Annotated in this window: 13 protein-coding genes; 11 read left to right on the forward strand and 2 right to left on the reverse strand. The window is 43.1% G+C overall.

Going from position 1 to position 11,541, the window contains the following annotated elements:
• The first annotated feature begins 1 nt into the window (after window position 1).
• From MHI51_RS06340 to MHI51_RS06385, 10 genes are all read left to right on the forward strand, one after another.
• Window positions 2-262 carry a YqkE family protein gene (locus MHI51_RS06340; RefSeq protein ID WP_036681837.1) on the forward strand — a complete coding sequence of 87 codons (261 nt, stop codon included), beginning with the start codon at window positions 2-4 and terminating at the stop codon, window positions 260-262.
• Window positions 263-490: 228 nt separating this feature from the next.
• Window positions 491-1,438 (forward strand): ABC transporter permease, encoded by a 948-nt coding sequence (locus MHI51_RS06345; RefSeq protein WP_036681839.1) that lies wholly within the window; start codon window positions 491-493, stop codon window positions 1,436-1,438.
• A gap of 2 nt (window positions 1,439-1,440) precedes the next feature.
• Window positions 1,441-2,385 (forward strand): iron chelate uptake ABC transporter family permease subunit, encoded by a 945-nt coding sequence (locus tag MHI51_RS06350; protein ID WP_036681842.1) that lies wholly within the window; start codon window positions 1,441-1,443, stop codon window positions 2,383-2,385.
• Window positions 2,379-3,134, forward strand: a complete 756-nt coding sequence (locus MHI51_RS06355; RefSeq protein ID WP_036681845.1) for an ABC transporter ATP-binding protein — start codon at window positions 2,379-2,381, stop codon at window positions 3,132-3,134. Before MHI51_RS06350 ends, MHI51_RS06355 begins: the two co-directional genes overlap by 7 nt.
• A 122-nt stretch (window positions 3,135-3,256) precedes the next feature.
• Window positions 3,257-4,261, forward strand: coding sequence for a siderophore ABC transporter substrate-binding protein (locus MHI51_RS06360; protein WP_282579687.1), 1,005 nt, complete (start codon window positions 3,257-3,259; stop codon window positions 4,259-4,261).
• Window positions 4,262-4,429: 168 nt separating this feature from the next.
• Complete coding sequence (locus MHI51_RS06365; protein ID WP_036681849.1) at window positions 4,430-4,933, forward strand: sigma-70 family RNA polymerase sigma factor; 504 nt, start codon at window positions 4,430-4,432, stop codon at window positions 4,931-4,933.
• A complete protein-coding gene (locus MHI51_RS06370) occupies window positions 4,926-6,119 on the forward strand; it encodes an anti-sigma factor (RefSeq protein ID WP_076220004.1) in 1,194 nt (397 codons plus the stop codon). Before MHI51_RS06365 ends, MHI51_RS06370 begins: the two co-directional genes overlap by 8 nt.
• A 202-nt stretch (window positions 6,120-6,321) precedes the next feature.
• Window positions 6,322-6,828, forward strand: coding sequence for a metallophosphoesterase (locus MHI51_RS06375; RefSeq protein ID WP_036681852.1), 507 nt, complete (start codon window positions 6,322-6,324; stop codon window positions 6,826-6,828).
• Between the two features lie 102 nt (window positions 6,829-6,930).
• Window positions 6,931-7,392 (forward strand): GNAT family N-acetyltransferase, encoded by a 462-nt coding sequence (locus MHI51_RS06380; RefSeq protein ID WP_342410524.1) that lies wholly within the window; start codon window positions 6,931-6,933, stop codon window positions 7,390-7,392.
• A gap of 33 nt (window positions 7,393-7,425) precedes the next feature.
• A complete protein-coding gene (locus tag MHI51_RS06385; RefSeq protein WP_076219374.1) occupies window positions 7,426-8,148 on the forward strand; it encodes an HAD family hydrolase in 723 nt (240 codons plus the stop codon).
• Window positions 8,149-8,306: 158 nt separating this feature from the next.
• On the opposite strand, the gene MHI51_RS06390 is transcribed toward MHI51_RS06385, so the two are convergent.
• Both MHI51_RS06390 and MHI51_RS06395 read right to left on the reverse strand, forming a co-directional pair.
• Window positions 8,307-9,413 carry an FAD:protein FMN transferase gene (locus MHI51_RS06390; protein ID WP_076219375.1) on the reverse strand — a complete coding sequence of 369 codons (1,107 nt, stop codon included), beginning with the start codon at window positions 9,411-9,413 and terminating at the stop codon, window positions 8,307-8,309.
• 173 nt (window positions 9,414-9,586) lie between these two features.
• Window positions 9,587-10,519 (reverse strand): glycosyltransferase family 2 protein, encoded by a 933-nt coding sequence (locus MHI51_RS06395; protein ID WP_036681860.1) that lies wholly within the window; start codon window positions 10,517-10,519, stop codon window positions 9,587-9,589.
• A gap of 236 nt (window positions 10,520-10,755) precedes the next feature.
• Here MHI51_RS06395 and MHI51_RS06400 point away from each other — a divergent pair, with 236 nt between their 5' ends.
• Window positions 10,756-11,478, forward strand: a complete 723-nt coding sequence (locus MHI51_RS06400; protein WP_076142179.1) for a DsbA family oxidoreductase — start codon at window positions 10,756-10,758, stop codon at window positions 11,476-11,478.
• Window positions 11,479-11,541: the final 63 nt, after the last annotated feature.

Here is an 11,541-nt window from a genome sequence, read left to right on the forward strand (position 1 = left end):
AGTGGCTAAAAAAAAGAAAATGCCTACCACACCAAGAGCCGCTACGAATGATGGCCCTGCTACGTTAAAAGATCTGCTAAGCAGTGATGTTCTAGGAAAGCTGAAGGCGCAATCTGATGCGTTGAAAGCGGAGGAAAATGACCGTAAAGAAGCTGCCCGTAAGGCAGTGGAGGATCAGCGCAAGGCTGAGCAGAAGCGGTTGGATAATGATTTTGCACATCTGCTGGAGAACAGTAATCAGGATTGGAAGAAATATAAATAAATCCTATAGCTTAGCGCTAAAAATATGGCAGAGATTAAAGAGGCACCCGTTAGGGTGTCTTTTTTTATGTAACTTAAGCAGATAAGCCTAAGTCTTAATTATTTTAAATTTAAGTATATGAAAGGGTTGACCCTCAAAGTGGGCTTAGGTATAATTTAAAACATTGCGAATGAAAATCATTATCATAAAATCGCATGTGTAAACTATTAAACAGATAAGGAACAACTCATGAAACTAAAATATTTGTCCCTACTTCTAATAGTATTTTCATTTATATCTTTGTTTATAGGCGTTAAAGATATATCCCCATTAGATCTCTTTCATCTTACGGAATCTCAAGCACAGACCTTGCTGGTAAGCCGGATTCCCCGGTTAGCCGCATTGATTATCGCTGGAGTCAGTATGAGTATTGCCGGATTAATTATGCAACAGCTGTCACGCAATAAATTTGTCTCCCCGACTACGGCAGGGACGATGGATTCCGCGAAATTTGGTATTCTCGTATCCCTCATGTTATTCACAGGCGCAACGCCAATGCAGAAATTGCTGGTTGCTTTTGTTTTTGCACTATTGGGCACCTTTATTTTTATGAGAATCCTGGATCGGATCAAGTTCAAGGATAGTATTTTTATCCCGCTGGTCGGACTCATGTTCGGCAACATTGTAGGCTCGATTACAACATTTTTTGCGTATAAAAATGATTTGATTCAGAATATCTCGTCTTGGATGCTTGGAGATTTCTCAACGATTATCAAAGGCCAATACGAATTAATTTATATCAGCATTCCACTTGTCATCCTGGCGTATCTCTTCGCTAATAAATTTACGGTAGCCGGTATGGGCGAGGATTTCTCCGTTAATCTTGGCATGAATTACAAAGCGGTTGTCAACGTGGGATTGGTAATTGTAGCGTTAATCTCTTCTGTTGTCATTTTAACCGTAGGTACGATTCCATTTCTGGGTCTGGTAGTACCTAACATTGTAACGTTGTACATAGGAGATAACCTCAAAAAAAGTCTGGCGCATACAGCCATTCTCGGTGCGGTGTTCCTCCTGTTCTGCGATATTCTGGGCAGGCTCATTATCTATCCATATGAAATATCAATCAGTCTCACGGTAGGCGTCATCGGTAGTGGTCTGTTTATCTACTTGCTGATGAGAAGAAAGGCGAACTAGAGATGAAGACAAAACTAACTATATTATCTATAAGTGCTGTCGCCCTCATCGTCTTGTTTATGACGTATCATGCTTTGGGAAATTGGGACTACGTTCTGCCCAGCCGGGGAAGAAAGCTGGCGGCCATTCTGATTACCGGAGCTGTGATAGCTGTCTCTACCGTAGTTTTTCAGAGCATCACGAACAATCGTATTTTGACACCAAGTATTCTCGGGCTCGATTCCCTGTACATGTTAATCCAGACATTCGGTGTATATGCCTTAGGTTCATCGAATATGACCTTTATGAATAAAAACATCAACTTCTTGTTCTCTGCATGTCTCATGGTCCTGTTTTCAGGCGTATTATATAAGCTAATGTTCCGTAGGGAAGGACAAAATATTTATTTCCTGCTGCTGGTAGGGCTGATCATGGGGACGATGTTCCAGAGCGCGTCTTCTTTTATGGAAGTGCTTATTGATCCGAACGAATTCCTGATTCTACAGGGGAAAATGTTTGCCAGCTTCAACAATGTCAGCAGTGACCTATTGATTCTCTCCACCATTGTTCTGACGCTAACTACGTTGTATTTCTTGCGATTTGTTAAGTATTTGGATGTTATTTCGCTTGGAAAAGATGAAGCCATTAATCTGGGGATCAATTATGACTATGTGGTCAAAAGGCTGCTAGTTATTGTATCTATCTACGTTTCGATCTCGACGGCTCTAGTGGGGCCAATCACTTTCTTAGGTTTGTTGGTAGCTAATGTGGGACACCAGCTGTTCCGTACCTATAAGCATGCCTATCTGATTCCTGGAACGATTCTGCTGAGCATTGTTGCGCTTGTCGGCGGGCAGTTCCTGGTCGAACGTGTTTTTGGATTCAATACTACGGTCAGTGTGATTATCAATTTTGCAGGCGGCGTCTACTTCGTCTATCTGCTGTTAAAGGAGAATAAGTCGTGGTAGAAGTTAAAAATTTAACCAAACGTTATGGCGGAGTAACCGTCGTTGATGATGTGTCTTTGTCCATTAAAAAGGGCGCAATCACCTCGTTTATCGGACCAAATGGTGCGGGTAAGAGTACACTGCTCTCCATGATCAGCAGACTTATCTCCAAAGACGCAGGAGAGGTGCTGATCGAAGGTAAGGAAATCGGTACCTGCAAAAGTAATGAGCTTGCTCGTAAAATATCGGTGTTAAAGCAGTCCAATCATATTAGCGTACGCCTCACTGTGAAGGAGCTCGTTTCTTTTGGGAGATTCCCGTATTCACAGGGGAAGCTGAGTCCGGAGGATCGGGCGTTCGTTGACGAAGCGATTGCTTACATGGATCTCCAAGAGATGCAGGATAAATATATTGATCAGCTCAGTGGAGGGCAACGCCAGCGGGCATATATTGCCATGGTTATGGCTCAGGATACAGAGTACATTCTGCTCGATGAACCGCTCAACAACCTTGATATGAAGCATTCCGTCCAAATTATGAAGGTGCTTCGCCGTTTGGTGGACGAGAAGGGGAAGACGATTGTGCTCGTTATCCATGATATTAACTTTGCTTCTTGTTACTCTGACTACATTGTTGCGCTTAAAAATGGAAGAGTAGCTTCCTCGGGTACAGCGGATGAAATTATAGATTCTGCAGTTCTTAAAGAGGTATATGACATGGACATTCCTATTGAAACTATAGGAGGCCGAAAAATCGGTGTCTATTTCTAAAAAGGTAACTATTACTATGCGGATATTATTATGACGTAACGTAAGAAGTGAAAGGCGCCAGCTTCTTAACGCATACGCGAATAATTCAAATAGCTTCACTATAAAAATTAGGGGTGAATACATTGAAGAAGAACTTATCTTTACTGATTATGACAGTATTTCTTGCGGTAATCTTGGCGGCTTGTGGCTCCAATAATGCAGCAACTTCAAATAACAACACAGCAGCGGCAGGCAATTCGGAAGCTACTACAGCACCAACAACGGAAGCTACTACAGCACCGACAGAGCTTACTTTCAAGCATGCGCTTGGCGAAACAACTATCAAAAGCAATCCGCAAAAAGTGGTTGTTTTTGACTTCGGTACACTGGATACGCTGGATAAACTGGGTGTAGAGGTGACTGGAGTGCCTCAAAGTAATGTACCGGCTTATCTCTCTAAATATAACGATGCTAAATATGAGAATGTTGGGGGTTTGAAAGAGCCTGACTTCGAAAAAATAAACAGTCTTTCTCCGGACCTGATCATCATTTCCGGCAGACAACAGGATTCTTATGAAGAATTCAGCAAAATTGCACCTACTCTGTATGTGGCTGTAGATAATGCAAACTACATGGAATCTTTTACGAATAACGTGAAAATGCTGGGTCAAATTTTTGGAAAAGAAGCAGAAGTAGAAACTGAGCTTGCGACTATCAATGATTCCATCAAAGCTTTGAATACGAAGGCAACAGCTGATGGCAAAAAAGCACTTGTTATTCTTGCGAATGAAGGGAAAATCAGTGCTTACGGTGCAGGTTCCCGTTTTGGGATTATCCATGATGTGTTCGGATTTGCACAGGCTGATGATAAAATTGAAGTATCCACTCACGGACAAAGCGTATCCTACGAATATGTAGCGGATAAGAATCCGGATTATCTGTTTGTAGTGGACAGAGATGCGGCTGTGAAGAGTGATGGCGGCGAAGCCGGCTCAGCTAAAAAAGCAGTTGAAAACGATCTAGTGAAGAACACAAATGCCTTTAAAAACGGTAAAATCATCTACTTGGATCCTAACTACTGGTATTTGTCCGGTGGCGGTTTAATATCCGTTAGCGAAATGCTCAAAGAAGTTGAAGTTGTTCTGTAAGCAGAGTAACTTGGTGAATTAAAAAGCCTGTTGGCAGGAGTAATACTCCTTGCCAGCAGGCTTTTTTTTCGCTTTTTTCCATGGAATTACTGGTATATTCATACTAGTTGCTAAATTTATCTGTAACTTTTTAGGCTGGGATACGTGGTTAGGTTAAGGGGGGAGTGCATGAAGCGAAAGTCATTGGATGAAATATATCAGATGTATGTGATGGATATTTACCGCTATTTGCGCTCCCTTTGTGGTGATCATTATGCGGCTGAAGATTTGATGCAAGAAACCTTTTATCGCGCTTATCTACATTTGGAGGATTGTAAAGAAGAGAAGATTAAGCCATGGTTGTTCCGTGTCGCTTATAACGCCTTCGTAGATTACAAGCGAAAGGAAGGCCGCAGTACAGTTCAGAGTGAGGATTATTTCAAAAAGCTTGCTCATCCAGATACCACAGAAAGCACACTGCTTCATCAGGAACGTTGGGAAGAGATGAGGATAGCAGTAGGTGAGCTACCGGACAATCAGAGAAATGCACTGCTGCTGCATGATTTTCATGGGCTGAGTTATCGGGAAGCATCGGACATTATGGATGTGGGCTTGTCCCAATATAAGATATTGATCTTTCGGGCCAGACAGAAGCTGCGTGAGGCAGAGCGGAGGAGAAATGAACATGAGTGAAGAGTTTAAGGAGAAGTTAAGAAGGTATGGCGAAGGCACTCTTGCTGATGAGGATAGGGATGAGGTTGAACGTGAGCTAGAGAAAATGGAAGCTTACCAGGCCTATCTGGATGAACTGATGGGCGAAGAAAAGCCGGCTTCAGATGAGGAGAAGAGCATAAAATTCGGAAAGGGTAAAAGAAACAGACCCGGCAAAGAAAAAAAGATCATCCGCCGTGGCAAGTGGAAAGCACGTATATCAAATACTTTGACGGTGATTTCTGCATTTTTGATTTTTTTGATCGTCAGCAGTATCATCACAGCGGTATTTTATGGCACTGGAGAAAGAGGAGAGACTTACCGTGATGTCGTTTCTTCCGCAATTGCTGTTTCACAGCCGAATACAATCGTCCATTTGAGTAGCGATTCCGGACCGTTTTTTAGTATGAATCTGCAGGGTGAAATAATAAAACAAATTGGTGACGCGCGGATTAATGTTGGAGATTATTCGATGAAGTTTCTATTAGGCTGGCCCAGAATATATAGTTATTCATGGACATATGAACGCAGTGGGACAGGTAATTACTTTATCTATCCCACTGAGAACCAGTCTGCAGAAAATAGGATGGATGACAGCAGTGAGTGGGAAAAACTAGAAAAGCTCCCTGAAGGTACGGTAGGAGAAGCCTATTTGTCTTTTGAACAATTTTTTACGACAGATGAGCTATTGAAGAAGTTTCAGCATAAAAATCTTGAGCTTTTATGGTTCGCAGCAGATACAGGTCCAAGGACACAAGAGCCAGTAATAAATGATCCCTTAGGATTTCCAAGTACGCCCATCTGGCATGCCGATGATATGAAGGTGACACAAGAGTCAAAGAAAAAGTGGGGTTGGTTTGGAGGGGTGACTAGCCGCACGAGTGTTTCTCCATCTGTTGACTCATATGGGGATGGTGAACTTCGTAATGCGAACTTCCTTAAGACACTGCACTTAATGCAGGAGCATAAATCGATCGCCAACAAGGTAATTCCGTTTATTGATCTGGATGACTCCATTAGTTATCTGGAGAAGAACGGAGTTAGGCTGTATGGAGCTGTCGTAACCGGTCCGGTTAAAGAACTGCTCAAGTTAAAGGAAGAAAAATGGGTCAGCAATATTCATGTTGAAGAAGTAAGATTATGGAATTGGCGGGATAGAGAGAACTGAATTGGGATGCTAAATACTGTAGAAGGTAGTAAGCGTAAATGATTTCTTCGTAATTCTTTAATGGCAGCCGGATATGCCCTGTGTTAGTGGGGTGTACCCGGCTTTTCTGTGTGGGAGAAGTCACAGAACTTGCTTCTCGTTTAAGCAAATCGTACAATTATTTGAATATGAGATGAGTATGATAGATTAGGAGCTGAGTTATATGAAAGTAGGCGTGGTATCAGATACACATATGACAAGAATGGCTAAGTCTCTGCCCAAAGCACTTGTTGCTGAATTCCGGAATGTAGACTTGATTCTACATCTTGGAGATTGGGTGAGTATGGGAATCTACGATTTGTTGGCTGAATTGGCTCCAGTGGAAGGGATTGCTGGGAATAACGATGGAATAGAGATCATCGAGCGTTTCGGGGAGCGTAAGCTGCTAACGCTTGAGGGAGTCCGGATCGGAATGGTCCATGGTCATACGCCACACTCCCGCAAAGGAACGGACGGGAATGCGCTGCTTGCTTTTGCGAACGATAAGGTGGATTGTATTTTATTCGGTCATTCGCATCAGCCTTTATTGCGGGAAGAGAATGGGATTCTGCTCTTTAATCCAGGATCGCCAACAGATAAACGACGTGAGAAACTGTATTCCTTCGGAATTTTGGATATCGAAGAGGGTAAAGTAAGTGCCCGCCATGTGTTCTACGATTCCAAAGAATAAGAATAATTGTCCAAATGATCTGGCGTTCGCTCCATGGTGCACGGTACGGCTGAAATATACAATAACGTTAAAACGGCCCAAGCCGGAAAGTGAGCGTTGAGGATGAACAACTATCGTATTGAACGTGTGATCTATGATGATTTGGAACGGCTTATCCCATTGTTTGATGAGTATCGGGTATTTTATGGGGTAGTCTCTGATCTGGATGGCGCACACGCTTTTTTATCAGATCGGTTGAAGCTGAACGAATCGGTAATCTTTATTGCGGTGGAGGGAGAAGGCGAGGAGAAACGAGCGTGGGGCTTCATTCAGCTCTATCCCTCTTTTTCATCGGTCTCTATGGAGCGTCTCTGGATATTGAATGATCTATATGTAACTACAGAACTGCGAGGACATGGGCTCGGCTCCAAGCTGCTGGAAAGTGCCATAGCTCATGCGCTCGCAACTAATACCAAGGGCTTGTCCCTGACAACAATGACGGCGAATGTGGGGGCACAGCGTTTATATGAAGCGCATGGCTACATTCGCGATGATGATTTTTATACCTATAACCTTTTTTTCTAAAGCTAGAGAGAAAGACGAGTAAGGGGCGTTAAAGTGGATACAAGTAATAAGCTGGCAATCTTTTTTGACCTTGATGATACCTTATATGATCATTTGGTTCCTTTTAAAGAAGCGGTGCGTCAAGTGCTTAGACCGGATGAGAGCAGTCTGGACTTTGCGGAATTATTTTATAAAGTAAGACATCATAGTGATGTATTATGGCCTATGTATTTACGTGGAGAAATTCCGCTGGAGGAGACTAGGGTACGCCGATTGGAGCTTGCTTTTGCAGAGTATGGTTTACAGCTCGATCGTGATCAAGCCACGGCGGTACAAGCGGCATATATTGGCCGTCAGTACACCATTCAAATGATAGATGGAGTCCGGGAGCAATTGGAAAGGTTCATTACTGCTGGTCATAAAGTAGGCATCATTACGAATGGACCCAAGGATCATCAAATGAAAAAGATTCGCGGATTAGGTCTGGATCAGATGATCCCCGAGGAGATGATTTTTATTTCTGACGCTGTAGGTCTGGCCAAACCAGATCCGCAACTCTTTTTGCATGTGAATCAGAAGTCTGGAACTTCACCAGACCATTCACTTTATATTGGCGATACCTGGGCTAATGATGTAGTAGGAGCGCTTGCGGCTGGCTGGAAGGTCTGCTGGTATAATCCGAGAGGCAGACAGCCGGCTACGGATCATAAGCCTAGTTATATTTTCACGAATTATAAGGAATTTAGCGAGTTGCCTTTGGTGCTGCAAAAATCTTGATCAGGAATTAATTAGGGAGGAATTCCCTGATTATCAGGCTGCTGGGCGATGAATGGGCGATGAATATCCCTCAGCCACGCCAAAGAACCTTTATCCACAACAAAAGAGCTTGCCTCCCAAAGCCAACAACGGCTTTATGGGGGCAAGCTCTATTTCATTTAATCAGCGAAGCTGTACGTAGGGTCAGTCAGATTCATTCTTTCTTTAATGCCTGGTGTGGCGTAGATTTTGTTGTTATCGGTAATAAAGAAAGCTTCTACATCTTCAGGTAACGACTCCAGATATTTCATGCCTTCTTCGATCCCCATCAAGAATACCCCAGTGGACAAAGCGTCCGCATCTGTTGCATTAGGGCTCATAATGGTCAAGCTTTTGAGACCGTTCTGAGAAGGGTAACCTGTGCGTGGATCAAGAATATGGTGGTAACGAACATTGTCTTGCATAAAATAACGTTCGTAAACACCAGAAGCATCGATGACCTCATCTGCGATTTTAATCGTTCCTAGCTGTGTGCCGCGGCTTTGGTCAGGGTCTTGCAGACCAATATTCCAATCCGTTCCGTTTGGTTTCGTACCTAACGCAATAATACTGCTGCCACCGAGGTTGATCATTGCACTGTTAAGGCCTTGCTCTTTTAAATAATCAGCGATACGGTCAGCAGCATACCCTTTGCCGATACCTCCAAGATCCAGTACCATATTTTCCTTCAATAGCTTCACGGTCTTAGCAGCTTCGTCAATTTCAACGTCCCTGTAATTGGTTAGGCTCTTGGCTGCATCGATAGCTGCTGGATCAGGGACTTTATCCCCGCCACTACCGATGTTCCAGAGGTCGATCAGCGGACCAATCGTGGGATCGAATAGCCCGTCCATTTCTTTTGCATATTGCACCGATTGTTTTACAACATCTAAGGTCTCGTCCGAAACGACAACCGCTTCTTTTCCTGCTGCTTGATTGACTGCGTAAACCTCGCCGCCTTCTTTTGTACGGCTAAGCTCCATATCCATTCGCTCCAGCATTTGCTGGATATCATCCATATTTTTTTGGGCTACATTTTCTCCGAACACTTTGATATTCACGACCGTGTCATAGATATAAAAGGTCTGTGAGAGTGACTTGGCTTCGCCTTTTCCTGAAGCTGTTGCGCCACCCGGTGTTTCCGTCGCTTTGTCATCCTTATTTTTAGTAATTAGCCAAGCGCCGACAGCTATGACGACGATGAGGATAACAACGAGGATCAACGTCGTTTTTTTGTTCTTGAACATATTCCACCATCCATAAAGTTAGTTTCTAAAACACATTATTACTATCATACCCTAGATCAGAAGTTGATGGAAATTAATTTCATGGCATATTTAGGTACAACTCCGTCTGCACGAAAAAAAAGCCCCGCAATCTGATTCGGAGCAACGCTGTGGATATAGAGGTAACTATTAAGCTAATCTAGCATGTATTCACGGTATTTGTTTTTACGAGGATTCATTACGAAAAGGATTCCCTTGGCATAACCGCTAACGGCTTTGAAATTTCGTTTGAGAGTTTCTTTGCCTGTCAGACAGGTTAACGTCCAGATCAATGCGGCATAATTCATAGGGGGTGCTTTACGTAAGTTGAGCAGATAATAATGATTGATGGCAGTAGCTCTTGCAACAACGCCCGCCTTATCCCGAGAACCCGGCGACTCATGATGAATGATTTTCATAGCCGGGTTAATGACAAGCTTGCCATAACGGCTAGCCAAATGGGACAAGTAAATATCTTCGGCAATGGAGTAACTTGTCATCCAGGGATAGGGTTTCATATCTTGTAATGCTGAGCGCCGGAATGACATATTACAGCCGTGAAAAAAATCTGTCTCAAAAACCTGCTCCTTCTCTCCCCACAGGAATAGGGAGCCTGCAAACATGCTTGGGGATAATCTGCCCGGGGATCCGGACATTTGTCCGGTCAGCATGCCAAACAGCCGGCCCGGTTTGCTGCTGCGCATGCCTTTTGCCACACCGCCTACACCGACAATTGAATCGTCCGCTGCATAAGTATCAAGTAATCGTCGAATATATAAGGAATCATCTAATTCTGCATCATCGTCTAAATGAAGCACAATTTCAGCATTTACTAGTCCAAGTGACTCATAACGGGAAAGCCAGAGTCCCGGATTAGTCTTACGATGATATCGAAACTCAGCCTGTGGCAATTTGTTCAGTATGTTACGATAATAGGTTAATCTTTCTTCAGGAATCTCACCGTCATCCACAATCCAGAGCTCGATGGAGACATTCTCTAGCTGTGTCTGCTTGCTAATAGACTCTATGCACACTGTAAGGTCGTTTATACGGTTACGGGTAGGTATCACTATAGATACATCATGCATATGGGGATCTCCCTTCGGAATTTCTGGTGTTAACTTTATTCTATCTGCCCTGAAGGGGAGCGTATATACCACTTTCGTTTACTTTTTGCTTTAACATTCACGTCTATAAATGTTATTTTAATAAAAGTTAAGTTTGTAATTTTGAGTTTTTAACTATATAATAGTAAGTGACGTATATTTAGTTATTACTCTTATATAGCAGCTACAAATTATCAATAATATTAGGAGGTTTTTTCGTGAGAATAGATATCTGGTCCGATTATGCATGTCCTTTTTGTTATATTGGCAAAAGACGGTTGGAGAATGCGCTAAGCCAATTCCCGAACCGTGATCAAGTGGAGGTAGTATTCCGTAGCTTTCAACTGGATCCACATGCAGAGGTAAGTACAGACAAGAGTATTCATGAGCTGCTGGCTACCAAATACGGGATGACCGTCGAAAAGGCAAAAGCAATGAACGCACAACTAGCGGAGCAAGCTAAAGATGTGGGCTTGGAATTTAATTTTGATACAGTGAAGCATACCAACACTTTTGACAGTCACCGACTGAGTCATTTTGCAAGCACAAAGGGAAAAGGTGCAGAAATGTCCGAACGTCTGCTGCGTGCCTACTTTACGGATTCATTAAATCTTGGAGATCGCAGTGTACTGGCTTCACTCGCTGCTGAAGTAGGTCTGGATCAAGCGGAAGCTGCGGCAATGCTGGAAACGGATGCTTTTGCGAATGAGGTTAATGGCGATATTGAAGAAGGAAGCCGTCTTAATATTACCGGTGTACCTTTCTTTGTATTCAACAATAAATATGCTTTATCTGGTGCACAACCAGGTCCTGTATTTACAGAGGTACTGGATACTGTGTGGGCGGAGGAACAAGCAGGGCCAACATTACAAGTGGTTGGTAAGGGGAATTCTGAAGTATCCACCGATGATGGCTGCGCAGATGGATCTTGCAATATTTAAAGTTTGGATTCGAGTAAAACAAAAGAGCTGAGGGAGCCTTCAGCTCTTTTTTGTTTCGATAAA

The sequence above is a fragment of the Paenibacillus sp. FSL H8-0260 genome, assembly GCF_045040625.1.
Classification (GTDB): Bacteria; Bacillota; Bacilli; order Paenibacillales; family Paenibacillaceae; genus Paenibacillus_AQ; species Paenibacillus_AQ odorifer.